Raw genomic sequence first — 26,540 nt, 5'->3', positions numbered from 1 at the left:
GATAATAATAGTAAGTAACTAGGTAACATGCTTCTCATAACTTAGTGTTTTTGTTTAGTAGTTTTTGTTTAGTAAAATACTTTTGATTCGTATTTAAATATAAATATACGAACTCTTTTGAAAGTAACTATGCAAACATATAATCTATTTTAACATTTTTTGAAGGAGGCACGACAGAAAAACACTAGCAGTAACTGTTTTTAATAGTCATAACAAAAAAAGCTCCCTTAATAATTAAGGGAGCTTTTTTATTAGGAAAAACAATTAATCTATTAAAGGATTGTAATCCGTTTCTTTTGCTGGGGTAACCACTCTCCATTTGTTCTTTTCATTTGGCTGAATTGTAACAGCAAAAGTAGAAGCGAAGTTGCCGCCGCTAGAGAAGCTTTTTCTTTTTACAGGATCTCCCCAGCGTTTTAGGTCAAACCAGTCAAATCCTTCACCCCATAATTCTATTGCTCTGTATTTTTTAATCTCGTCGAACAAAGCTTGTCCTGTCAAGGTACAGTTGTATCCTGGGTCACGTCCCGAATCTCTTGTCAGTTCGTTGAGAAGGGCTTGGATTTCAGATGCAGGTTTATTTTGTTTGTATTTAGCTTCAGCCTCTATCAGCAATAATTCTGACGAACGGAAGTTGTTGGTATGTCCTACGCCAGGCATATCATTCGCCTTAATTTTGAATTGCATATAGGCATACGCTTTGGCATTTGAAGGAATATCCGGATATAGACCACGGATATAAGCAAGTTCATTTTCTCCTCCTTCACCCGTATTTGGCTTGAAGACAAGACTTGGATCTGCTGTAGGGCTCAAGAAGAGATCTTTACGTATGTCAGTAGCCGGGATTTGGTCATACAATTCCTTACTGATACATTTTGGTGTAGTTCTTACTGCACTTGCTGTCGAGTTGTAAGCTATATATGCCTGGTAAGAATAAAAATAGATGGTTTCATCTGAGGAATCGAATACCGACCAGATCCACTCCTTATTAGGATTAGAGAAGCCGCTCTTATATTCTGCTACAGACATCAAAGGATATTTAGCACGTGCTAGCTTAGCATATTTTTCAGCATTGACATAATCTTCTTTATTTAATGCTGCTCTCGCATAGATAGCATATGCTACATCCAAGTTAACCTCATAGTTATTGTTTGCATTACGGTCCAGGCCTGAAGAATTGTAAAGCGAAATAGCTGTATTTAGGTCCTCATAGATGAGATCATAAGTTTCGGCAAGCGTCGACAATGGCAAATCTTCGATGCCTTCGTTCACACGTAATACTACGGCTTTGGTAGCACCGTTATTGGAATCTGCCCAACGGTCGCCATAGATTTGCGCCAGCATCATATAGCTGTAAGCTCTGAAAGTAAGGGCTTGTGCTTTGAGGAAGTCTTTTTGATTTTGCGCACCACTTGCATTGTCAATATTAGCAATGATAGCGTTGGCGTTAGTAATAATCATATAGTAATAGTACCATGGATAGAATGTGTACGTACTTGTAGGATTGGCTAAGAAATCCATATTCATCACTAACGACGAAGAGCTCCCCATACCTCCGGCAGTAAAATGATTCCCCATATAGTTGCCGTAATACATCTTTATGGTTCCCTCGCCATTGAATCCTTGAGAGGACAAATATTGTCTTTTCATTAGACGAGCAAGCCCATTCACTGCTGCTTTAGCATTTTCTACATTTTCAAAGGCCACATCTGGACCTGTAGCATTCGTTGGAGCCGTATCCAGATAATCTTTCGCACAAGATGACAATACGACTGCAGTAGCAACCAATACTTTTATCCTATTTAGAATTTTCATTGTTTTCAAGATTAAAATCCAACACTTAAACCAAATGATACTGTTCGGTAAGGAACAAATTGATTTTGACTATATCCACCAAAGGTTTGCTGTGGGCTATATCCTTTTCTAGCCGAAAATGTAGCTAGATTTTCTCCGGTCAACAAAATATTTACTCTCGAAAGCCCTAGCTTATTTATATAAGTGTAAGGAAGTCTATAGCCTAAAGCAATGTTTTTGATAACGAAATATGAGTTGTTAAACAAGAAGCGTGTTGATGTCGCATTGTTGTATTGCGAGTTGGTAAAGTGGATTTGAGGAATGGCATTTGGATTGATTCGGTCTGAAGAAGTAGCCGTCATACCTGCTGGTGCTTCTCTCCATGATTTGGTGATATCTACATGAAGTGCTGAAGGAGTTCCTCCGAACGACATAAGATCGATATACGAATAGTCCAATCCTTTGCCTCCTATAGAATAGGTAAACAATCCTGATAAGCTCCAGTTTTTATAGGAAAGGTTAGTGTTAATACTTCCCATGACTTTAGGGATACCTGAACCACTAAACTCTTGCTTAGCATAGCTGGCATTTCGGGTATAGATAACTCCATTGATTTCTTCTTGGAATTCATACCAAGCCTGATCTGTCGCTGTAGGGTCATATGCTTCAGTATCAGCATAGTACAATGCTTGACCTGTTAACATATCCACACCCGCGTATTGACGTAAATAATATTCATACACATTATGACCTTCCATATATTTAAATGGAGAAGAAATAATACCATTTTCTTTATTTTCTTCAGGAAGGTTAATAATCTTATTCTTAATCAACGTAGCGTTAACCCCGAGGTTCCAAGTAAAATCTGAATGACGGATAATATCGCCATCTATAGAAATTTCTATACCTCTGTTCACCAAATCACCAATATTTTTCTTTACGGTTGCCGAGCTGGAAGTATTGCTCACTACCCCTACAGATAGAGGGAGGTTCACATTAAATAACAAGTCTTTTGATCGCTTGTCGAAATATTCAAAAGAGAAATTCAAACGGTCGAACGCGCGTCCTTCCAAAGCTACTGACGATGATTGGCTGCCTTCCCATTTCAGATCTGGGTTACCGATATTAGAGCGGTATAAAGCCGACATGTTGTTGTTTTGTCCCATTGCATATAGGTCTAAGTAGTCATAGAAGCCTAAACTTCCTAAGCTACCTACCACACCTGTTGCTGCACGCAGCTTTAGTGAGTTTAGCCATCCTAGATTTTCCATAAACTTCTCTTTAGAGATCATCCAGGTAGCGCCCAAACTCCAGAAGTTAGCCCATCTATGTGCCTTAGCCACACGCGAAGTACCATCACGTCTTAAAGAAGCTTCAGCAAAATATTTCTCTGCGAAATTGTAACGGGCACGACCGAAATAACTTTCGGACTTGTCGTTCTGCTCGTAATCTGTCAAACTTGTGATGCTGGTAAAGTTGACCAAATGGTTCTGACCCGCAAAACTTTCGTTAGTCTTATAACCATATAGATAGGTATATATATTACCATAATTTTCATGACCAGCCATCAAATCCACGTTATGCACCGCATTAAATGTGTTAGCATAATTAAGAATTTGTTGACCTGTATAATTTTTATAATTGTAAATAGTACGAGAAGCACGACCATTGTTACCTGCTCCATCACCGATAAGCGCGTTGTTGTACGTACGCTCCTCGTTATAACGTAAGTTCAGATCTCCTAGCACTGAAAACGTAAAGTTGTTCAAGAACTTAAAGTCAACATGCGCCTGTGTGTTAACAGTATTACGTTTTATCAAATTTTGGTTAAGACTGTTTTCCCAGATTACGTGACGTCCTACATATTGTAATCGGGAAGAAGCGCCATCGTCGAAGATCTTTTTGCCTTCGCTATCCAACACATAGTTTCCTGTAATAGGATCGTGTTTGTAGATAGGATATATAGGAGCAATATTTCTTGCGAACATCCAAGGGTTGGTAAATCCTGATCCCTCTCCAGTAGTGTTGTTGGCTTTTTGATGAGAAGCATTTACGGACATACCGGCTTTGATCCAAGATTTAGGCGTAATTTCACCACTTAGACGACCTGAAAGACGGTTAAAATCGGACGTAACAATATACCCTTGTTCATTTAAGTAGTTTGTAGAAAAATAATAAGTAGATTTTTCATTTCCTCCTCTTCCGCTTACTGTATAGTCTTGACGAAGACCATTGCGCGAGATAGGCTTGAACCAGTCAAGGTCGCTTGCATAATCACCTTTAATGTAGGCATTTGGATTAAGCTTTCCATCAGCAGAAAACAGCTCTGCAGGCTCTAGATTAAAGATATTAGTCTTAAGCACATTATCTATCAACCCTTTAGTAGCCTCTTCACTTGCTTTTTCAAGAGACCATGAGGGATTAGCTGATTTTAGCTGATTTCTATAACCCTGCCACGCAGCCTCCATAAAGTCTCTTGCATCCACTTTGTCGTACTCTGCTATTCCTCTTGAAAAAGAACCTAAATTAACATTTAGGTTAAGGTTTGAACTGCCAGCTTTACCTTTCTTAGTGGTGATTACAATCACACCATTGGCCGCACGGCTACCATACAAACTAGCAGATGTAGCATCCTTCAATACAGAAACGGACTCCACATCATTTGGGTTTATATCAGAGATATTTCCACCAAATACAACACCATCTACTACATAAACAGGAGCTGAAGATCCATTGATAGATCCATAACCGCGAATTCGGATATTAGGGCTGGATCCAGGCTCCCCATAAGAGTTGTTAACCTGAAGACCAGGTGCTGCTCCCTCTAATACTGCAGTTACCGAAGACACAGGACGCTTTTCAATATCTTTGGCCGAAACACTTGCTACTGCACCGGTAATAGCCTCCTTATTTTGTGTACCATATGCGGTCACGACAACTTCTTCTAAACCGATGGACGTTTCCACCATTTTTACATTTAGAGAAGCTTCGCCATTGTAGCGAATCTTTTGCTCTTCATATCCGATGAGTCTAAAAGAAATCTGGCTACCGGGAGCTACCGAAATCTGGAAATTACCATAATTATCAGACTGAGTTGCTGATGAAGTGGCTTCAGAAGTCACAATAACACTGGATAATGGAACTCCATTAACATCAGTGATTTTACCACTGACCACTCTACTCTGTCCAAAAGCTATACCAATAAGGCTAGCTACTAACACAATAAAGCTTAGTAAATTTTATCTCATAATCGTTGTGCTTTAGATAAATAATTAAAGGTTAAATCTGAAAGAAAGCCTTTCCATAATTTTTCGTCCTGCAAACATAAAAATTATTTCTATATTTTTGCACCTATGTTTTATTATTGAATCTCAACATGCTTTTTTACATAAACCGCCCTCAACAAAAAAGACTTCCGAGTCTGGAAGTCCTTTAATAAAAAATAAAATATTAATACTAAACACAATAGCCAATATTAATACGATAGATAAAGAGTGATAACTTCTAACTCTACAAGTGTGCGTAGTTATATTTTAACAACAAAAAAAGGTCTTGGATTTCCTCCAAGACCTTTAGTAAATAGAATATAAAATAGATTCTATTAGTATCCTTTGTTTTGTTGAAGGTTAGGGTTTCTTTGAATATCCGTAAACGGAATTGGCAATACAACATAGTCTGAACCGAAAGGTTGTTCATTCACTGTTGCGTGAGCCGGAATATTTCTTCCTGTTCTCAAGAATTCAAAAATTCCATGACCTTCAAATGCTAACTCGATACGACGTTCAGTTAATATTTTTTCAATTAACTCAGCTTTAGATGTCGCTGTAACCGGAGTAGCATTAGAACGTTCTCTAACTGTATTTACTAAATCCAAAGCTTCTTGTGACACGCTAGAAGCTAGGTTTGCTAAAGCTTCAGCCTTAATCAACAATACTTCACTGTATCTTAATACTGGAGCCCAGTCTTGAACACCAGTATATTTACGAGTGTAGAACAATTGATCATCCTCAACAATCAGATTTTTTCTTCTTAAATCTGTTGCTTCCATCAAGTTAACGTATTCCGGACTGATAGCGATGTCGGCACGTTTTTCTGGAGCATAATGTTGACCTAAGGCGTTATTTGTGTTAGGATTATCACCACCATTATGTGCTACAGAGAAGATGCTTTCCAACGTAGTATACTCTCTAAACGTTACTTCTGGAGTTTCGTTCAAGGCATATTTATTAGAAGCAATAACCTTGTTTGCGTATTCTAAAGCCTTGTTATAATCTTGCATATAAAGGTATACACGCGCCAACAATGCTTGAGCAGCACCTTGTGTTGCTCTACCTACAGAGTTGATAGAACGAGTCTCTGGAGCTACAGGCAAATCTTGAGCAGCTTCTGTCAAATCTTTGATAATCTGATCGTAAACCTCTTTTACGGTATTACGAGCCACTTGGTTTTCTGGTGCAAAAGGAGCGTCCGAAGCTGTCAACACTAGAGGCACTCCTAAGTGAGAAGCATCTGGTGTGAATTTATATGGCTGTGCCCATAGATTCACCGCATAGAAGTAGTTCAGCGCTCTGATGAATTTTGCTTCAGCAACATATTTTTTCTCATTTTCAGGTTTTGCAACCCCTGGATTCGCGGCTAAGTTCTTAAGGAATAAGTTTGCTTCGTTGATAGTTCTGTAAGCTGCAGTCCATGCAGAACTTACAGTACCGTTACGTGATGTAAGGTCGTTGAATCTTGGAAGATCCCCAAAATAAGAAGGCACACCACAGTCTATACCACGGATATCGGCATAGATCAACACGCGGCCACCGAACCACTCCGCATTTTGCAATGCATCGTACATACCTACAGCGGCTTTGTCTATACGTTCCGGTGTAGAAAAGACATCTGCTGGCGACAACGAAGAATATGGTTCTTCGAAAACTTGTTTTTCACACCCTACGAATGAAGCAGTGGATAATAAAGCTGTCGCTAATAATATATTGAATTTTTTCATAGTTTATTTCCTATTATCTTAATGAGATATTTAACCCTAATGTGTACGTTCTTGGTTGAGGTACTGATCTGTTGTCAACACTGATACCAATATTTGTATTGTTACGAGTGTAGTTAACCTCAGGGTCTTGACCTTTATAGCCAGTAATCACGAATGCGTTATATACTTGACCGTAAACTCTTAGGTTACTGATACCGTATTTAGAAAGGTCTTTGAACGTATAACCTAAGCTTATAGTACGCATTCTTAAGAAATCACCTTTTTCCAAGAATCTAGTTGAAGACTGCGTTGCAGTAGATTCTGTCAAATACAATTTCGGAACGTCAGTGATTTGTCCAGGAGTGGTCCATCTGTCAAGAATTTCGGTGCTGTTGTTTACAAAGTAGTTTGACATCAAACTTGCTCTTGTAGCGTTGTAGATGTGGTAACCACCTGTGTACACTAATGAGAAGCCGAAATCAATATTTTTGTAAGTAAAGTTGTTATCCAAACCACCGTAGTATTTTGGTAATCCAGATTCATCAAGATATACAGCGTCATCACCTACTAAACCTGTTGATGATTTTTGACCGTCAACATACCAAGTTTGAGTAGTAAGATCTTTTTCTTTGATTTCGCCGTTAGCACCATACCACATTGGGTTTCCATTGTCTGGGTTGACGCCAGCCCATCTTGTCAATTTGTAAGTACCAAGACGTTTACCTACACTAGCTACGGAATAGCTATCCACGATATCAGCGTTCTCAGTAACAAGGGCTGTAACTTTGTTGCCTACAGTAGTAAAGTTGAATGAAGTAGTCCAAGTGAAGTCACCTCTTTTCATTGTTTCGGCATTCACTGTGAACTCAACACCACTATTTCTCATCGAACCGATGTTAGTATAGATTGTTCCTCCAGGTACACCTACAGTTGCAGGAGGGTTAGCTTGAAGCACTAAACCTGAAATGTTATTGTGGTAATAGTCAACAACAAATTTCAAGCGGTTGTTTAACATATTGAAGTCTACACCCACATCAAGTTTTTGAGAAGTTTCCCATTTCAAGTCGCTATTACCTACTTGCGATGCAGAGAAACCGTTTAATGTAGTGTAGGCACCACCACCGTACAATGTTCTTGAAGCGTACGATGAAATACCTCTTGAGTTACCTACTGTACCGTAGCTAGCTCTAAGTTTTAAGTAGTTGATGAAATCGATGTTTTCTTTGAAGAAACCTTCTTCAGAAGCCACCCAACCTGCAGATACGGATGGGAAATGACCCCATTTAGAGTTTTCACCGAAAGCTGAGAACGCATCCGAACGGAAGGCTGCCTCTACCATATATTTGTTGTCATATACATATCCTAAACGGCCGAAGTATGATTGTAAACCGTTAGAGAATACTGTACCACCAGACCAAAGCATTACATCTTCAGTTCCCGGAATAGCACCTGTATAAGTTCCGTCGATAATATCAGTATAGAATGTATCACTGAAATCATTAGCACCGGCATAAATTTGTTTTTCTTTAGTAAACTGAGATTCAGATCCTAAAGTAGCTGATACACGGTGTTTGTTGAAGGATTTATCGTAAGACAAATAGTTTTGCCATACCCATTGGTTACGGTAACGAATATTATCCTGTACCAAACCATTGTATGAAAAACCCAAACCACCGATTAATGGATGGCTGTATTGGTGTTCGTAGTTATTTAAATAATCAATACCGTATTTAGTAGTGAATTTCAAACCTGTAATAGGTTGGATTTCTGCATAGATGTTACCCAACAACTGTTCAGGAGTGTTTTGGTTCTTTTGCAACCCTGAAGCTGCCAATGGGTGGGCGATGTTGGCGCCAACTACGTTAGTACCATTTACAGATGGCACGTTATTTCCATAAGTTAAGTAACCAGTGCTACCTAGGTTATAACCTGTAGTATGGTTTGGATTGTATTTAGCCATTGTAGGGAATGCCTGAGCAGCAGAAACTGTTAAACCATTCACATAACGGTCTGTCAGCACCCCATTGTTTTGAGTTTTAGTGTATGAAACAGAAATACCTGATTTAAGCCATTTTACAGGACGGATATCTGTATTCAAACGCACTTGACCCATTTTAAGGTCATTGTTTACCAAGATACCTTTTTGATCTAAATAACGAGCCGAAGCATAGTAGTTAGCTTTGTCTTGACCACCGGATAAAGAAACAGAGTTGTCATAACCAACACCTGTTCTGAAAATCTCTTCAATCCAGTTGGTACGGTCATACTTACCGTCACCATCTACATCACTTTCTTTAGCAATCTCTGTGACACCGGTAAATTTAGATGAAGCGTTCAATAATTTTTCGTTGCTGATTTTGATAAAATCCTCAGCATTCAACATGTCCCAAGTTTTAGCAGCTTGGCTAAACGTAGTCTTCGAATCAAAAGAAATACTAGTAAATCCTTTTTTACCACGTTTAGTATTGATGAGGATAACCCCGTTGGCTGCTCTTGAACCGTACAATACGGCAGCACTTGCATCTTTCAACACTTCTACCGATTCAATATCATTACTGTTGATTAATGACATTGGGTTGAAACGAGTACCGTTTCCTGAATTGAAAACGTTTGTATTTTCAACAGCATTCATAGGAACACCGTCGATCACATATAATGGTAACGAACTGGAAGAAATAGAGTTGATACCACGGATACGTACTGAAACACCGTCTCCCAAAGTACCACCAGAAGAACCGATTTGAACACCGGCAACTTTACCCGAAAGCGCTTGCTCAAAACTCAAGATAGGTTCTTTAGCTAGCTTCTCTCCGTTTACTGAACCTTGAGAACCAGTCAAATCTTTAATCTGACGTACACCATATCCTGTAACAACAACTTCTTCCAAAATATTGTCTTCAGGAGTTAATTGTACGTTTACAACACTCTTACCGGCTATAGCCACACGCTGTGAAGCATAACCTACGTACGAAAAGTTTAATGTTGCATTCTCCGGAGCCGAAATCTTGTAGTTTCCGGAAGCGTCCGTTTGAGTAGCAATAGCCGCTCCAACAACAGAAATAGAAACACCACCTATAGGGTTTCCATCTTGTGCTGATGTTACTTTACCACTCACTTGACGATTTTGTGCGAAAGACACACCGACTAAGCATGTCAGCACAAAAAATAAACTGAGTAATTTTTGTTTCATGTGTTTATTAATTGTTTAAAAAAAAATATTTTTACACCCTTAAAAATTGCATACACAATTTCCGATAGACGCTTGTTTTAACAATTTTTAACAAACGGATAGCAAAAGTATAATTTAGAAGTTGTTATTACAAGTTTTTCAACAAAAAATATATTTAATTAAAAAGAAGTTAGCAGAAACCTAATTGCAGTATAAAAACCCCAATAATTAAGTATTTATTTGATAAGTCAGCCCAACAACCAAATAAAATTTGGTTTATCATGTGTCATAAAAAATTTTTAAAAAGAATAAGCGCTCTTTTTCTCCAATAAATAAGAAAAAAATTATAACAACAATGTTTCTATCTTTGCAACATGAGATTTGATATCATTACTGTTTTGCCTTCACTGCTGGAAAGTCCTTTCGCTCATTCCATCCTTCAGAGAGCCCAAAAAAAGGGACTAGCAGAAATTCATGTGCATAACCTGCGGGATTATGCCAATAACAAACATAAGTCGGTAGACGATTATCCGTACGGGGGAGGTTCGGGCATGGTAATGCAGATTGAACCCTTTGCCCTTTGCATAGAGAAATTACAGAGTGAACGTACTTACGATGATATTATCTTCATGACTCCGGACGGCGTCACGCTAAACCAACAAATAGCTAATGACCTATCCACCAAAGAGAATTTCATTATTCTTTGCGGACACTATAAAGGCATAGACCAACGTATCCGTGACATATATGTCACCAAGGAAATATCTATAGGCGACTACGTGTTGTCCGGTGGAGAACTGCCTGCCGCAGTATTGGTGGATGCTGTGGTGCGTCTGATCCCAGGCGTACTGTCTGACGAAACCTCTGCCTTGTCGGATTCCTTCCAAGATGGACTTTTGGATGCCCCTATTTACACAAGACCTGCTGAATGGCGCGGCCATCGTGTTCCGGATGTGCTTTTAAGTGGCGATGAAGCAAAAATTAACGCTTGGAGAGACGAACAACAGCTGCTGCGAACCAAAGAAAGAAGACCGGACTTATTAAAAGATTAATAATTTTTTATTTTTTTGTGTTTTTTTATTTGACATTTTCAATTTTATTATAATATTTGTAACACATATGCAAACGACGTTAACATACAAATATTGGTGGTGGCCTGAGCAATCTTGCATCGGGTAGCGTTCAATATTGGTATTCGTTAATAAAAATATTCTAAAATCAACCAAAACCATCAGAGCCCGATGTAAATTCATCGGGCTTTTTTTTGTTAAACTTGTGAAATAAGAATAATTATGAAATATACCTTCAAAACAAATTATAAAAAGATCCTTGCAGACACGACAACACCTGTTAGTATCTATCTTAGGTTAAGAGATACTTTTCCGAACAGCCTTCTTTTAGAGAGTTCGGAATATCATAGCCGCGACAACAACATCAGTTATATATGCTGCCAGCCTATCGCCGGCATACAACTTACGGACGAGGAGTTAACTATCCGCTATCCGGGAGAACAGAAAATAGTGAAAAAGGCATCGGAAATAAACCTTCGGGAAGAAGTTTCTACATTCCGTAAGCAATTTTCTACCGAAACTATTGCCGACATCAATGTCATTTCAAACGGGCTGTTCGGTTACTTCACCTTTGACACCATACAGCATTTTGAAGACATCACCTTGACAGCCTCTCCAAATCCAGCAAGACATATTCCTTTTATGCAGTATCATATTTACAAATATGTCATTGCTATTGACCACTTCCGAAACCAGCTCTATATCTTCGAGAATTTGTTAGACCAAGAATTGTCCGATCTGGAGCGTATCCAATATCTCATCCAGAACAAAAATTTTCCGGAATACAGTTTTGAAATCAAGGGTCAAGAGTCTTCGAATATGACGGATGAAGAATTCCGTGAGCTGGTGAGAAAGATGAAAACCCACATCCAAAGAGGAGACGTGTTCCAAATCGTACCTTCACGTGCCTTTTCAACTCCTTTTGCTGGAGATGAATTCAATGTTTACCGTGCTTTACGCTCTATCAACCCTTCCCCTTACCTTTTCTATTTTGACTATGGAGATTTCCGCTTGTTTGGCTCCTCTCCAGAAGCGCAGATTACCATTAAAAAAGGGGAAGCAACCATCTATCCTATTGCCGGAACCTTCAAACGCACAGGAAATCTTGACGAAGACGAAAAGATTGCCGAGTCACTGAAAAACGACCCAAAAGAATCTTCCGAACACGTCATGCTGGTTGATTTGGCACGCAACGACCTGAGCCGTCACTGCCACCACGTGCAGGTCAAGTCCTACAAGGAAGCACAATATTACTCCCATATCATTCATCTTGTTTCCAAAGTAACAGGTAAGCTGAACGACAACGCGAACCCATTCGATATTGTGGGCGACACATTCCCTGCCGGCACCCTTTCCGGAGCCCCAAAACACATGGCTATTACGTTAATCGATCGTTATGAAGGGTTGCAGCGTTCCTTCTACTCCGGAGCTATAGGATTCATGGGATTCCAAGGGGATTTCAACCACGCCATCATGATACGTTCGTTCTTAAGCAAAAAGAATATTTTACACTATCAGGCTGGAGCAGGAATAGTGCTGGACTCCGATCCGGAAAAAGAACTGCAAGAGGTAAACAACAAAATTGCAGCCTTACGCCGTGCCTTAGAATTGGCTCAAACCCTATAATTGAAGAAATAAGAAAATATATTCATGAAAACCAAAATATTAGTAATTGACAACTACGATTCTTTCACCTATAACCTTGTACACCTGCTTCAGGAGCTCCATGAAGAGTATGTCGTGGTTCGTAATGACAAGTTTGAACTGGAATATGTGGAGCAGTTCGATAAAATCCTCCTGTCGCCAGGTCCCGGTATACCGGAAGAGGCAGGTCTTCTGATGGACGTAATACGCAACTACGCACCGACAAAGAGCATCTTGGGAATTTGTCTGGGACAACAGGCTATTGCCGAAGTATTCGGGGGCAAGCTCTTCAACCTTCCCAAACCTTTACATGGCGTAGCAACGGGAATTTCCATCGTCGACAAGGAAGAAAAACTCTTCCAAAATTTTCCGGAAACTTCCAAAATAGGACGCTATCACTCTTGGGCGGTAGAAAAGAAAAGCCTTCCTAGCTGTCTCAAAGTTACAGCTGAAGACGAAAACGGCGTCATCATGGCTTTATCACACACTCAATACGACGTGCGAGGCCTACAGTTCCATCCGGAGTCCGTACTTACAGACAACGGCAAAATATTGATTGCTAACTGGTTAAAGTAAAAAAAAAACACATGACCATCCTTGATAAAATAGTTGAACGTAAAAAAGAAGAAGTATCTGCTGCAAAAGCTCGCGTGACAGAGGCTGAATTACAACAAATGCCTTTATTTGGTCGTCACTGCTATTCATTGCGTGAGTCTGTCTTACATCCTCAGCGTACGGGCATCATTGCCGAATACAAAAGAGCATCACCTTCCAAAGGATTGATCAACGGCAAGGTGAAGGTACAAGAGGTGGTAGCAGGCTACCAAGCCGCAGGAGCTTCGGCAGTATCCGTACTCACTGACCACGACTTCTTCCAAGGGTCATTGCAAGATTTGAGCGAAGCACGTAAAGTGTTAGAAATACCTCTATTACGCAAAGAATTTATTGTCGACAAATACCAGATTACGGAAGCCAAAGCTTATGGAGCAGACATCATCTTACTCATAGCCGCATGCCTCTCCCCACAACAGGTCCAAGACTTTGCTGCCTACGCCAAAACGTTAGGATTAAACGTTCTACTTGAAGTGCACAACGAACAAGAGCTAAATGACAACATTTTTCCGGAAATTGACGCTATAGGCGTCAACAACAGAAACCTAAAAGACTTTATCGTATCCTTGGACCACTCCTACAAATTGGTCGATCGTATTCCGAATACATATATTAAAGTATCGGAAAGTGGTATCTCTAATCCACACACGATCAAAGAGTTGAAAGATAAAGGTTTTCAAGGATTTCTTATCGGAGAAAACTTTATGAAAACGGAAGATCCAGCATATGCTATCCAAGATTTTGTCCGTCAACTGTCGTAATTTGAAGGCATTAACCGCTTTATTACCAATTATACGGCAAGATTTACGTACTTTTGTACCGTTATGGCAGTGAAGATAGGCGACAAACTGGATTTAGGGGAATTTCCATTACTTTTAGCACCGATGGAAGATGTTAGTGATCCTCCTTTTCGTTATGTATGCAAACAGAATGGAGCGGATCTCATGTATACCGAATTTATCTCCTCAGAGGGATTGATTCGTGATGCTGCCAAGTCCCTGCAAAAGCTGGACATCTTCGAATACGAAAGACCTATAGGGATTCAGATTTTCGGAGGTGATATAGACAATATGCGCCGGTCCGCAGAAATCTGTACACAAGTAAATCCTGACCTGATAGATATCAACTATGGCTGTCCCGTAAAGAAGGTAGTCTGTAAAGGTGCCGGCTCTTCCCTACTACAGGATATAGATAAAATGGTAGCCATGACCAAGGCGGTAGTAGAAGCTACCCATCTGCCTGTTACCGTCAAAACCCGTTTAGGCTGGGACGACAACAGTAAAAACATATATGAAGTGGCCGAAAGACTCCAAGATGTGGGTATTAAAGCCCTTTCCATCCACGGCCGTACCCGGGCACAACTCTACAAAGGTGAAGCAGACTGGACTTTGATACGTGAGGTAAAACGCAACCCTCGCATTAAAATCCCTATCTTCGGCAACGGAGATGTGGACTCCGTTGAGCGCGCGGCCGCCTGGCGTCAAGAGTTCGAAGTAGACGGCATCATGATTGGACGTGCTGCCATAGGCTATCCTTGGATCTTCAGAGAGATAAAACACTATTTCAAAACCGGAGAAAAACTTCCGGGACCTACTATAGCCGAAAGGGTGGACGTATGTAAGACCCACCTGCTCAAATCTATAGAATGGAAAGGCGAGAAGACAGGCATCTTCGAGATGCGTAGACATTACGCCAACTACTTCAAAGGAATTCCTAACTTTAAGGAATACCGCGTCAAGCTTGTTGCTTTGTCATCCTTGGACGAAATCCTCGAAACTTTAGAAGAAATTAATTATAACTTCTCAGCAATGGCTGTCTAACAAAGACGGTCATTGCCTTTATCCTGCTATTTACGTCTAGCCATCAACGATAGTATAAATTTCCTCTCCGAATAAGCAACACCGCCCAACATTAATACAAATAAAAGATTGCACAGCCATAAATTTTTATCAAACACATAAAACATTATAGCTGACACGCCTACAGCCACGGCAATATAGCTCACATTCTTTTGCACATCATACGGAATAGGATAATGCTTCTGTCCCAAGAAGTAAGACATCGCTACCATCACGCAATAGGTCACAGTAGTAGATAATGCCGCCCCCAAATAGGAGAACTTCGGTATGAAAAGAATGTTCAGCACAATGGTAATCATCGCTCCAACCGACGAGATATAAAGACCGTACTTGGTCTGATCAGAAAGCTTATACCATATAGAAAGGTTCATATATATGCCTAGCAGCACATTATTTAAAAGTAATATAGGAACGATATACAAGCCCGACCAATAAATATCTTTCTGAAACTCTCCTCCTTTGATAAAATATTTGAGCCATTCTATGTTGGCACATAGCCCCACCATGACTAATACCATGGCTACAATAAAGTAATCCATAATCTTTGCATACACTTTCCCCGAGTTCTCATTTTTGGCATAAGAGAAAAAGAAAGGTTCGGCTCCCAAGCGAAATGCCGTAATAAACAAGTTCAAAAATACGGCGATCTTGGCTACCGCACCATATATTCCTAAATCCCGCGCCCCCTCTGCAGTTGGCACCAAACGCGGAAACATCATCTTATCAAGGTGTTCGTTGATAATAAACGAAATGTTGGCCACCAAGATAGGAAAGCTGTAGCCTATCATCTGTCTTATCAAAGTTTTGTCAATGGCAAACTTAAAAGTAGCGATCTGTGGAGCGAGAAGAACAAGTGTCACCATGCTGGCTATCAAGTTAGAGATGAACACATTTCCCAACCAATCTGGCTGATACCAGCCCTGCGTCAACCCCTGTAATGAAGGAAACCTTTCTTCCATAACGGGAAGCCAATACAACAGCAGGAGATTACAAAATATCAAAACTAGAATGTTAACAATCTTGACTACTCCATAGCGTATCGGCCGCTGCTGAGCACGTAGCTTAGCAAAGGGAACCACAGCCAGTGCGTCGGCACTAAGAATGACTGCAAAGAGCTTGACGTAGTCCTCGTATTGCTGCACATCACTGTGACTACCTCCTAAATAGGTGGCTATAGGATGTGCAAAGACAAACATACTCAGCACAAAAACGGCACTAGCAAAAATGGTTACAATAAAACTGTTGTTGAAAACCTTTTCCTTTTCTTCAGGCTTTACACGCTGCAAAAATCTGAAATAAGTGGTTTCCATGCCGAAAGCCAGCACTGCATTGATGAGGGCCGCATAAGCATATAGATTGGTAAAGATACCGTAAACGGTAGGCTCAAACTTTTTGACAAAAAGAGGGGTTAAAAGAAAGTTTAACACCCGCGAGATAACGGTAGTGAGACCATAAATGACAGTATCTCCTACAAATTTCCTTATTCCAGACACTATAATAAAGAATTATTTAATGCGTTTGATGACTTCAAAGTTCGTAAAACCTTTCAGCTCAGAAGTTTCTTCTACTTCTACCGACTCAACTTCCGCCTTTTCCGGTCCTTCGTGACAAAAGTCCAACAAAGACTCTAAAGCAAAATCATCCCCTTCTGCTTCGATATAAACAGATTTGTCCTCACAATTGAGGACAAATCCCTTTATACCGAGCTGATCAGCAACGGCTTTCGTTGAAATTCTGAAATAAACGCCTTGGACCTTTCCTCTTACTTTGATGTTCAAATGTTTCATCAAAGCAAAAGTAAGCAATTAAATAATTCTTTGTACTTCAACACTGTCATTGATCTTGAGATTTGGCATATTTTTCAACAGTACCAATCCCGGTTTTTTGCCGACTTCCAAAGAGCCTATCTCGTTGTCTAGCCCCAAAGCTTTAGCCCCATTGATTGTTGCCCACTTGATTGTCTCCAAGAAGGTCAGCTCCTTATTTGCCTTATGCAGGGTCTTAAGCTCTTCTAAAATACTCAACGTATCGTTCGACGCTAGGCTGTCCGTACCCAAAGCGATATCAAATTTTTGATTCAAGAAAAGCTGAACTTTTGGAAGCGTATCCTCAATGTAAAGATTGGCTTTAGGACAAAGGCACAGCGTCACCTTACGTGCCATACGATTGATGAAGTCCAAATCTTTGATGGAAGTGTACGTGTTGTGTACTAGTATAGTGTGATTGGACGCCGGTAAGAAGTTAAGGTATGACTGTATGGAGTTACGGGCCTGGGCCTTAAAACAGTCCACATCTATACCCATTTTTTCATAGAATTTGAGAAACTCTCCCGACTTGTAGCGAAACAATTTATTTTCTTCTTCACTTTCCTGGTTGTGAATAGAAATGATATTGTCGTCGCTGATAGATTTTTTGTAGGTTTTAAAAAGGGATTTGGAACAGGAGTAAGGTGCATGCGGCGTAATGGAAGAATGGTTAGGATCAAAATAAAATTCAATATCGCGGGCTTCGTCAATCTTATTCAACACCTCATCATCTTTCATGCAAATAATTTCCACAAAGGTGTGATAGATAATTTTACTTTTACTTTTCACCTCTGCAGAAATGGAAGTGTTCACGTGATCACCCACCGCCTGAATACCGCTTTCGTACATGCGGCGATCCGCCTCCACCATAGCTTCCTTAATACGCTCTACATCCTGCCCCCTTTTGGTTACCACATTGCCAATAAACTCTATTAACCCTGTCTTCGAAGGGATAACATTCTCCAAATGTGACAGTTCCAAATGACAATGGGTATTAACAAATCCAGGTATTAAAACACCTGAAAAATGTTCTACGTCAGCTTTAACTGCAGGATCATTCTCTCTATATAATCCTACAATATTCCCGTCCTCTATTGCTACGATACCGTTTTTAATAGGATCTGACGTTACCGGAATAACGTAATCAGCTGAAAAGTATTGTATCATCTAATAATTGCGTTGTGTGATTTTAATGAGATATCCCAATTTTTTGAGAAAGATACAATTTTTTAATAAGATTTATATGACATTTTTGCATTACTGTTAAAAAGTTTATATTTGTAATATCAAATAGGGGTGCCTTGTCCTTGTGACACAAAGACGGGCTGAGATCATACCCTGTTTAATTTATAGCTATAAATTAAACGCACCTGATCTGGGTAATGCCAGCGTAGGGAAAGGGAAGTTAAATTAAGGAATTACTATAGCCCCTTGTAGTAATTAGGTTTAACTTTTAAAAACTGTTTTACTTATGATTAAGCACTTCGTTGCATTGTGGGCAATATGCCTAATGGCTACTCTTGCCGTTGCCCAAACTAAACTCACCATCACTGTATTGGATGAGAAGTCCAATCCTTTACCTAATGCTTCCGTAATGGTCGACAAAGTGTCCGCCAAGACCGACGAACGGGGCAACACAAACATCTTCCACCCTTCCTCTCCTTCATACATAAGGGTGAAACATCTTGGATTTGCAGAGTATGTGGGTTCATGGCCTGCAAATCAATCTTCATTTATTGTCAAACTCGACCGTATCACCCTGCAGGCCGATGAAGTAAGAGTGTACGCCACACGTGCCCAGCAGAATTCGGCCACCACATACAAAAACCTTTCTAAAGACGATATCGAAAAGAACAATCTCGGTCAGGATATCCCCTATCTCCTAGACCAGACTCCCGGCGTCATCATTGGCTCCGATGCTGGAGCAGGAATAGGCTATACCAACATGACCATCCGCGGTTCGGACAACCAACGCATCAACGTAACAATCAACGGTATACCCTTGAATGATGCTGAAAGCATGGGGTCCTTCTTTATCAACCTTCCAGACCTTGCTTCCAGTATCGAAAGTATTCAAATCCAAAGAGGTATAGGTACTTCTACCAATGGTGCCGGAGCCTTCGGTGCCTCGCTAAACATTCAAACCGATGCCGTACAGAAAAAAGCCTACGCCGAATTCAACAACAGTGTTGGCTCCTACAACTCGTGGAAGAACACCTTAAAACTGGGGTCTGGGCTTATCAACGATAAATTTGCCTTCAATACAAGACTATCGAACATCACCTCAAACGGCTACGTAGAAAGAGCTACATCCGACCTCAAATCCCTTTACTTTGATGCCGGAATGTACACTGACAGGCATATCCTCAAAGCCATGGTGTTGACAGGAAAAGAAAAAACCTACCAGGCTTGGTATGGCGTGCCACAACCCATCTTAGAAAACGACCGCGCAGCATTGGAAGAGTACGCCTACAATGCCTTGGGAATCTATGGAGGAGCTGAATTTGATCGCCTAATGAATGCTGACCGTCGTTACAATTATTATACGTACGACAACCAGACCGACAACTACAAACAAACTCATGCACACCTGTATTACACGTTATACAATAATACATGGACATATAATGTAGCTCTCCATTATACACGAGGAAAAGGATATTACGAAGAGTTCCGTGAGGCAGACCGTCTTGCTAAATATGGCATTCCTAACCTGATTTCCGGGACAGACACCATCACCAAATCCAACTTGATACGCCGTAGGTGGCTGGATAACCATTTCTATGGAACAACTTTTTCCATAAATTACAAACCTTCCAACTCTTGGAATTATACGCTGGGAGGAGCTTTCAATCAGTATAAGGGTGATCACTATGGTGATGTCACAAAAGTATTTATCTATCCTGAAGAAACCTTTGGCGATAAATATTACTTCAATGACGCCACAAAGAATGACTTCAACATCTTCCTAAAAACCGATTACCGTGTCGAAAAATGGCTTTTCAACATGGATCTTCAGTATAGAAACATCCATTACGAAGTATTTGGCGATGACGACAAAATCAAAAACTTGAACTTCCAAGACAAGCTGAATTTCTTCAATCCTAAGGTCGGCGCCACCTACTTTCTAACCCAGCAAGCTAACGTATATCTTTCGTATGCCTATGCAAGCAAAGAACCCGTACGCAAAGATTACGTAGAAAATCCAAGAGACGAATTTCCTAAGCCCGAAAGAATGCAAGATATCGAAGCTGGATACCGCCTGTCACTACCTCACTTTTCGTTGGGGTCAAATCTTTATGCTATGTTGTACAAAGATCAGCTAATCCCTACCGGAGCACTTAACGACACAGGCGGTGAAATACGCATGAATATTCCGAGAAGCTACCGCATAGGCATAGAACTGGATGCCGCATGGAAAATAAGCTCTAAATTCCACTGGTCTGCAGCAGCAACATTAAGCCGCAACAAAATCAAAGATTTTGTCGAATATGTGCCTGTACTGGATGATGACTGGAATAAAATCACCGAACTGCAGATTGAACATGGTGACACACAGATTGCTAAAGCCGCAAATACAATACTTTCCAACAACATCACTTACAGCCCTATGGAAAACCTGTCTTTCAGCCTGCTGACAAAATATGTGTCGCGCATTTACCTTGACAACACCGAAGCAAAAGAACGCTCTATCCGTCCATTTTCATATTCCAATTTACAGACAAAATACAGCACTTCACTATTTGGTGTAAAGAATGTAGACTTCTTGTTGAGTGTTAACAACATCTTCAACAAGAAATACGAAACGTCAGGGTATACATGGAGACAGCTTTTTGAATCTAAAGGCACAATCGAACATTATAACTTCTATTACCCACAAGCGACAACAAACTTTCTGTTTGGCATAAACATCAAATTCTGACAAATATCCCAAAAGGCAATTACATAATGGTAATTGCCTTTTTTGCTCTCGCAAATAGTTATTACTTTTACCGCATGCGAGCAGTTATTCAACGCGTGACACACGCCTCATGTACCGTAGACAACCAAATCACAGGCGCTATAGAGAATGGATTGCTTATCCTGCTGGGGGTGGAAGATGCCGACACCCAAGAAGACATGGAATGGTTAGCCAACAAGATCGTCAACCTCCGTATTTTTTCCGACGAAAATGGTTTGATGAATAAATCCATCCAAGATATTGGAGGCAACATCCTGCTGATATCACAATTCACCCTCTTCGCACAAACCAAAAAAGGAAATAGACCCTCGTTTATCCGGGCAGCAAAGCCGGAGAAAGCAAAGCCTATGTACGAAAACATGAGCACTCTACTCGGCACCCTGCTGAAAAAAGAAGTACAGATGGGTATCTTCGGCGCCGACATGAAAATAGATTTAAGAAACGATGGTCCCGTGACCATCATCATGAACACCAAAGATAAAGACAACTTTTAGGAGATGACCATTAAAGAAGCGCAACAAATCGTCGACCACTGGATTACTACTACCGGTGTACGATATTTCAACGAGCTCACCAATACGGCAATCCTCATGGAAGAAGTGGGAGAAGTAGCCCGCATTATGGCACGTAAATATGGAGAACAGTCGTTTAAGAGCTCCGATAAAGAGGCGGATCTAGCCGACGAAATGGCTGATGTACTATTTGTGTTAATATGTCTTGCAAATCAGACGGGCATAGACCTCACCGAAGCTCTCCAAAAAAATCTGGAAAAGAAGACAAGAAGAGATGCTGAAAGACACAAGAACAACGATAAACTAAAATAAAAGCCCGAACGTTGTCGGGCTTTATCTTATTGTAATTTGATAAGACGTTTCAGTTGTATCACCGGAATGGTGGTTTTTATGGACATCTGAAATCCTCGCTGTGCAGCCTCATCTGCATATATGCTTACGGTAGAACTTACAGTTCCCACAACATTCCCGTACTTATCCACAACCGAACCTCCACTGGCCCCAACTCCATAGTCTGCCGTAATTTCCATCAAAGGTACTACAGCATGGCGATTCATAACCGATCTACCCATCACGTTGCGTGCTACAATACCTTTTGACCAATAATATAAGTTATGTCGCGGATGCCCCATAACATATACGTCTTCTCCCTGTTGCGCCGTATGCCCCAAAGGTAATACTTTAAGCTTTTTTCCTTTGGTATCCACACGTACTACAGCGAGGTCATCATCCAAAGAAGAAGCAAGTACTTCCTTAATAAAGAAGATGTCTCCCTCATCGGTCATCACAAAAAGTTCCTTTTTGGTTCCGTTCACTCTATTTCGCGCAGAATCTATTACATGATAGTTAGTGACTATGATACCATCCTCATCAATAATATATCCTGTTGCGGCGGGTGCGACGTGTGTACGATGGCATTTGCCACAATCATATGCATTACCGATAACCACTGTCGATAGCCTCACTCTTCGTGCTAGTTCCACATTCGAAAGCTCCTTCTTACCCACCTGCTGACGTTTAATGTTTACCTGAGCCTCCTTCCGCTGTCTAAGCTGGCTTTGGATTTCCTGCTGATTAGTAGCAGGCTCCGAAGCTAGAAGCTTTGTTACTTTAGTCTCCACATCTCCCATATCCATAAAAGCTGGACGGAAATTCTCTTGAAGTTCCTTCTCATAGTTCTGCGCAAAAAGTCTATGGAAGCTTAAGAAGCCTGCAAATAAAAGTGTAAAAAACAATATTTTTCTTTTCATATTTAAGTTAATTTGCCGCAAAGATGCTAAGAAGGCATCAAAGAATATGTAATAATTTTGTTAGGCATGCCCAGAATCCCTTTGTGAGAATGTTTTTCCGCTTTACCTTCTATTATTTGAATTTACTGTTATATTTGCAAGCATACACAACAATACCTTATGAGAAGACTTTCATATTTACTTGTACTATTTTTAGTCTTAGGTAGTTGTAAATCTAAACAAACTACCCATAAAAGTGCACCGGACACCGAATATAAAAATGGTGTGGTAGTAACAGCACATCCTTTGGCCTCAAAAGTGGGATTGGAAATCCTGAAAAAAGGAGGTAACGCAGTTGATGCGGCCATTGCCGTAAAATTTGCTCTTGCCGTAGTCTATCCTAACGCCGGAAACATCGGTGGTGGCGGATTCATGGTATATAGAAGCAACAAAGGAGAGGTGAGCTCTCTAGACTTTAGAGAAAAAGCTCCTTTGGCGGCACACAGAGACATGTATCTGGACAAAGAAGGCAATCCTATCGAAAATTTAAGTATTTATGGACATCTTGCTGCCGGCGTGCCGGGGTCTGTTGCAGGTATGGATGAGGCGTACAAAAAATACAGCTCCCTACCATGGAAGACCCTTCTTCAGCCTGCAATCGAACTGGCAGAAAAAGGGTTCCCTATCACTAAGATGCAAGCCCGTGAATTCAACGAATACAAAGAGTCTTTTGTCAAATATAACCCTAAGGGTGCTGCTATCATTAAAGACGAACCTTGGAAAGAAGGCGACATCTTCGTGCAAAAAGATCTGGCCGAAACATTGAAACGTATCGCCGACCAAGGAAGAGATGGCTTCTACAAAGGAAAGACAGCAGACCTTATCGTGGCCGAAATGAAGCGCGGTAACGGTTTAATCACACATAAAGACTTGGAAGAATACCAAGCAGTATGGAGAAAACCTATTGTAGGAGAATACAAAGGGTATAAGGTCATCTCCATGCCCCCTCCCTCAAGTGGTGGCGTAGCACTCTTGGCATTACTTCAGTCGGTAGAAAAATATCCTCTGGCACAATGGGGATTTCAGGCAGATAGCACAGTACGCGCTATGGTAGAGGCCGAACGTCGCGTATATGCAGACCGTGCTACTCACCTCGGCGACCCGGACTTCTACCGTGTTCCGGTGGAGCATCTGACCTCAGCAGAATACAACCGCAGCCGCATGGCCAACGTATCATTGGCAAAAGCGACCCCTAGCGACGAAGTGAAGGCTTCCGTATTCCCTGGCTATGAATCAGAACAAACGACACACTATAGCATTGTAGACAAATATGGCAATGCGGTATCTTTGACGACTACCATCAATGGTTCGTACGGTTCTTGTGTATGGGTACATGGCGCCGGATTCTTGTTAAACAACGAGATGGACGACTTCTCCATAAAGCCTGGAACCCCTAACATGTACGGCCTTCTAGGAGGAAAAGCTAACTCCATAGAACCTGGAAAACGTATGCTGTCGGCCATGACCCCTACCATCATCGAAAAGGACGGCAAGCTTAAGATGGTCGTAGGAACGCCTGGAGGTTCGACAATCATAACTTCAGTATTCCAGACTATCTTGAACGTTTTAGAATTCGGAATGACGGCACAACAATCGGTTAGCGCTCCTCGTTTCCACCATCAATGGAAACCGGACCGTATAGATGTGGAGGCTAAAGCTATCCGCGAAGATATCCGCAAAAGCTTAGAAAAAAACGGATACACCATTCGTCAAAGAGGCCCTATCGGAAGAGTAGAAAATATCGTAGTATTACCTAACGGAAAATATCAAGCCGGAGCAGACCACCGTGGAGATGACACAGCCATGGGATTTTAACGCTCAAATATAAGATGCATCCGAAACGCTAAATGATAGTTAATCATTTAGCGTTTTTTTTACAAATTATTACGCTATCTTTGCAATCAGAATCACACTTACTATAAGCTAACTAAATATTAATAATGGATAACACCCTATTCGAAGACTCTTCATTGAAGTCCCTCCCCTTATCATATTATTCCCGACCTGTAATAAAACTAGAAACTATCATGCTTGAGTATTCTTTATGTGCTGGCTCTACCGAATTAAGATCTGGCTCAAATACGGACGAATATGTCCCTCAAATCGAACAATGGGATAGTGACTTAGGGTGATTAGAATCAAAAGATTTTGAATTATAATTAACATTCCATGCACAAGTATTGTATTATCTTTTTATCAACATCTCTTTTCTTACTTCTAACATTTGGATGTAAAAAAGCAGATAAAGAATTTGTCGCTGATGATGAAAATCTAATGGTACGTCTCACAGGTATTGAAAATGACGAGAATAAAACATTTGACCTCCTTGCCAATACAACAAAGGACACTTACAACCCAGAAGATACAGAAAACAAAATTACCTCTACCCCATTTTCGATGTTATGTATAGCATTACATCAAATCACCCTTCAGTATCTTCAAAACTTGCTGAAGCCCCTCAATACACTCCCAGCTTCATCCCACTTGGAGAAAATTACACTTATAGGTTATTAATCTATAGTGAGGATTTCTCTACTCTTCATTTCGATGAACAACTTACACCTAAACAGAAACCTAGCATTAAATTAGTGTCAGGAAAATCATATAAATGGTATTGTTATACCATGTCAACAACCTCTGACCTACCACCTTTAAAGGAAGGAAAAATCCAAAGAAACGACATCTTAGGAAAAGATTTAGCCGTAGATTATGGAACTATATATGTTAAACCCAATGAGATAAATTATCTCGATATAAAATTCAAGAAAGTACTGACGAGATTTAAAATAAACTTAAATATAAGAGGATTAATGGGAGAATTTTCCCCTAATACCGTTGCTAGGATAAGTATCGGCAGATATTATACAAATCCTCAAACGATGGCTAAAGAATTCAAAGAAGATATCGTACAGATGGGAGATTTCAATCTTATATCCCAACAACCTCAATTCGGTACTCTTACTGCTCAAAATAACTATAATATTTCTTTAAATACCGAAGGAGATATCGCAGGTAAATCCTCCAAGTATACGTATATATACACAGCATCTTTTAACCCTATCCCCGCCAATCAATTGACTTTACGCGTAAAAAATTTAGTAGTCATTCATGACGACAATGCACAAGAAAGAAAATTCACCCCCTCATCGACTGATGAGATTATTATCCCTATAAACAATACTAATTCTTTGCCCTTAGAAAGAGCCATAACTTATAATATAATTGCTAGATTAATAGAATCCCCGCTGGTGGTTGGGCAGAATAAATGGGCTCGAACAAACCTAATCTACAATAATTCAAATCCATCGAACACAAATAAAGTAGATAGATTTATTTTTAGATACGATAATAATTACACCAATCCACATGCTACGGAATATTGGGAACCCCAGACTATAGATCCTTGTAGCAAGGTATATCCCAATGGACTTTGGAGACTACCTACCCGAGCACAACTACAAAGCTTAATAAATGCTGAAGGCATTCTGAGAGACCAGCAACTCTCACTGGGTAGTAATATCCTGAAGTTCACCCAATACGATTCACCTACTATATCACATATTGCATACGGAAATTCAAATAAATTAATATTACCATATTTTGGATATATTGATAGCCAAAATAATGCTACTAATAATCTTTCTTCCAACTCTCCAGAAGGTCAATATTGGGGATACAATACGAGTCTTGGATATGGATACATAAATTTAAATCCTACCGATGAATCATATGTTACAAACTTTGACACAAATGAGAAAAGAACAATTAGGTGTGTCAGAACACAATAATAAACTCAAAGCATTCTTCTGAAGGAACTAAGATGATCCTTCAGAAGAATGCTTTGAACTCA

The 26,540-nt window shown here is 40.3% G+C and carries 20 protein-coding genes; 12 read left to right on the top strand and 8 right to left on the bottom strand.

What is annotated here, in order from left to right; all coding sequences use genetic code 11:
• Positions 1-264: 264 nt before the first annotated feature.
• From ABD873_RS06990 to ABD873_RS06975, 4 genes are all read right to left on the bottom strand, one after another.
• Positions 265-1,815, bottom strand: a complete 1,551-nt coding sequence (locus ABD873_RS06990) for a RagB/SusD family nutrient uptake outer membrane protein (protein WP_345066496.1) — start codon at positions 1,813-1,815, stop codon at positions 265-267.
• A gap of 11 nt (positions 1,816-1,826) precedes the next feature.
• On the bottom strand, positions 1,827-5,015 hold the full coding sequence (locus ABD873_RS06985; RefSeq protein WP_345066493.1) for a SusC/RagA family TonB-linked outer membrane protein: 3,189 nt from the start codon (positions 5,013-5,015) through the stop codon (positions 1,827-1,829).
• Between the two features lie 380 nt (positions 5,016-5,395).
• Positions 5,396-6,790 (bottom strand): RagB/SusD family nutrient uptake outer membrane protein, encoded by a 1,395-nt coding sequence (locus ABD873_RS06980; RefSeq protein ID WP_345066490.1) that lies wholly within the window; start codon positions 6,788-6,790, stop codon positions 5,396-5,398.
• Positions 6,791-6,803: 13 nt separating this feature from the next.
• Entirely contained in the window at positions 6,804-9,959 is a 3,156-nt protein-coding gene (locus ABD873_RS06975) for a SusC/RagA family TonB-linked outer membrane protein (protein ID WP_345066487.1), read from the bottom strand.
• 353 nt (positions 9,960-10,312) lie between these two features.
• On the opposite strand from ABD873_RS06975, the gene trmD reads away from it, so the two are divergent.
• The 5 genes from trmD to dusB all read left to right on the top strand — a co-directional run bounded on the left by trmD (position 10,313) and on the right by dusB (position 15,084).
• Positions 10,313-10,990: a tRNA (guanosine(37)-N1)-methyltransferase TrmD gene (trmD, locus tag ABD873_RS06970; RefSeq protein WP_345066484.1), complete on the top strand. Its 678-nt coding sequence runs from the start codon at positions 10,313-10,315 to the stop codon at positions 10,988-10,990.
• Positions 10,991-11,230: 240 nt separating this feature from the next.
• On the top strand, positions 11,231-12,634 hold the full coding sequence (locus ABD873_RS06965) for an anthranilate synthase component I family protein (RefSeq protein ID WP_345066481.1): 1,404 nt from the start codon (positions 11,231-11,233) through the stop codon (positions 12,632-12,634).
• Positions 12,635-12,658: 24 nt separating this feature from the next.
• On the top strand, positions 12,659-13,228 hold the full coding sequence (locus ABD873_RS06960) for an anthranilate synthase component II (RefSeq protein ID WP_345066477.1): 570 nt from the start codon (positions 12,659-12,661) through the stop codon (positions 13,226-13,228).
• 11 nt (positions 13,229-13,239) lie between these two features.
• Positions 13,240-14,025, top strand: a complete 786-nt coding sequence (gene trpC, locus ABD873_RS06955; protein ID WP_345066474.1) for an indole-3-glycerol phosphate synthase TrpC — start codon at positions 13,240-13,242, stop codon at positions 14,023-14,025.
• A 63-nt stretch (positions 14,026-14,088) separates the two neighbouring features.
• Positions 14,089-15,084 carry a tRNA dihydrouridine synthase DusB gene (gene dusB, locus ABD873_RS06950; protein ID WP_039054033.1) on the top strand — a complete coding sequence of 332 codons (996 nt, stop codon included), beginning with the start codon at positions 14,089-14,091 and terminating at the stop codon, positions 15,082-15,084.
• A gap of 26 nt (positions 15,085-15,110) precedes the next feature.
• Here the strand turns inward: dusB and ABD873_RS06945 are convergent, their stop codons facing one another.
• The 3 genes from ABD873_RS06945 to ABD873_RS06935 are packed head-to-tail and all read right to left on the bottom strand — an operon-like array spanning position 15,111 to position 18,095.
• Entirely contained in the window at positions 15,111-16,616 is a 1,506-nt protein-coding gene (locus ABD873_RS06945) for an oligosaccharide flippase family protein (RefSeq protein WP_345066469.1), read from the bottom strand.
• A 12-nt stretch (positions 16,617-16,628) separates the two neighbouring features.
• Positions 16,629-16,910, bottom strand: coding sequence for an acylphosphatase (locus tag ABD873_RS06940; protein ID WP_345066466.1), 282 nt, complete (start codon positions 16,908-16,910; stop codon positions 16,629-16,631).
• Between the two features lie 18 nt (positions 16,911-16,928).
• Positions 16,929-18,095 carry an amidohydrolase family protein gene (locus ABD873_RS06935; protein WP_345066463.1) on the bottom strand — a complete coding sequence of 389 codons (1,167 nt, stop codon included), beginning with the start codon at positions 18,093-18,095 and terminating at the stop codon, positions 16,929-16,931.
• 304 nt (positions 18,096-18,399) lie between these two features.
• On the opposite strand from ABD873_RS06935, the gene ABD873_RS06930 reads away from it, so the two are divergent.
• The 3 genes from ABD873_RS06930 to ABD873_RS06920 all read left to right on the top strand — a co-directional run bounded on the left by ABD873_RS06930 (position 18,400) and on the right by ABD873_RS06920 (position 21,713).
• The gene (locus ABD873_RS06930) at positions 18,400-20,850 is read left to right on the top strand and encodes a TonB-dependent receptor (RefSeq protein WP_345066460.1); all 2,451 of its coding nucleotides are present in this window, start codon (positions 18,400-18,402) and stop codon (positions 20,848-20,850) included.
• A gap of 74 nt (positions 20,851-20,924) precedes the next feature.
• Positions 20,925-21,383: a D-aminoacyl-tRNA deacylase gene (dtd, locus tag ABD873_RS06925; RefSeq protein ID WP_345066457.1), complete on the top strand. Its 459-nt coding sequence runs from the start codon at positions 20,925-20,927 to the stop codon at positions 21,381-21,383.
• Between the two features lie 3 nt (positions 21,384-21,386).
• Entirely contained in the window at positions 21,387-21,713 is a 327-nt protein-coding gene (locus ABD873_RS06920; protein ID WP_345066454.1) for a nucleotide pyrophosphohydrolase, read from the top strand.
• Positions 21,714-21,739: 26 nt separating this feature from the next.
• Here the strand turns inward: ABD873_RS06920 and ABD873_RS06915 are convergent, their stop codons facing one another.
• Positions 21,740-22,651: a S1 family peptidase gene (locus tag ABD873_RS06915; protein ID WP_345066451.1), complete on the bottom strand. Its 912-nt coding sequence runs from the start codon at positions 22,649-22,651 to the stop codon at positions 21,740-21,742.
• A 159-nt stretch (positions 22,652-22,810) separates the two neighbouring features.
• Here ABD873_RS06915 and ggt point away from each other — a divergent pair, with 159 nt between their 5' ends.
• The 4 genes from ggt to ABD873_RS06895 all read left to right on the top strand — a co-directional run bounded on the left by ggt (position 22,811) and on the right by ABD873_RS06895 (position 26,478).
• Positions 22,811-24,505, top strand: a complete 1,695-nt coding sequence (gene ggt / locus ABD873_RS06910) for a gamma-glutamyltransferase (RefSeq protein WP_345066448.1) — start codon at positions 22,811-22,813, stop codon at positions 24,503-24,505.
• A gap of 125 nt (positions 24,506-24,630) precedes the next feature.
• Positions 24,631-24,822: a hypothetical protein gene (locus tag ABD873_RS06905; protein WP_345066445.1), complete on the top strand. Its 192-nt coding sequence runs from the start codon at positions 24,631-24,633 to the stop codon at positions 24,820-24,822.
• Between the two features lie 37 nt (positions 24,823-24,859).
• On the top strand, positions 24,860-25,204 hold the full coding sequence (locus tag ABD873_RS06900) for a hypothetical protein (RefSeq protein WP_345066442.1): 345 nt from the start codon (positions 24,860-24,862) through the stop codon (positions 25,202-25,204).
• A 110-nt stretch (positions 25,205-25,314) separates the two neighbouring features.
• Positions 25,315-26,478, top strand: coding sequence for a hypothetical protein (locus ABD873_RS06895; protein ID WP_345066439.1), 1,164 nt, complete (start codon positions 25,315-25,317; stop codon positions 26,476-26,478).
• Positions 26,479-26,540: the final 62 nt, after the last annotated feature.

Origin of the sequence: Sphingobacterium thermophilum, assembly GCF_039541675.1 — a bacterium.
Classification (GTDB): Bacteria; Bacteroidota; Bacteroidia; order Sphingobacteriales; family Sphingobacteriaceae; genus Sphingobacterium; species Sphingobacterium thermophilum.
This window is presented reverse-complemented; position numbering and strand designations above follow the sequence as displayed.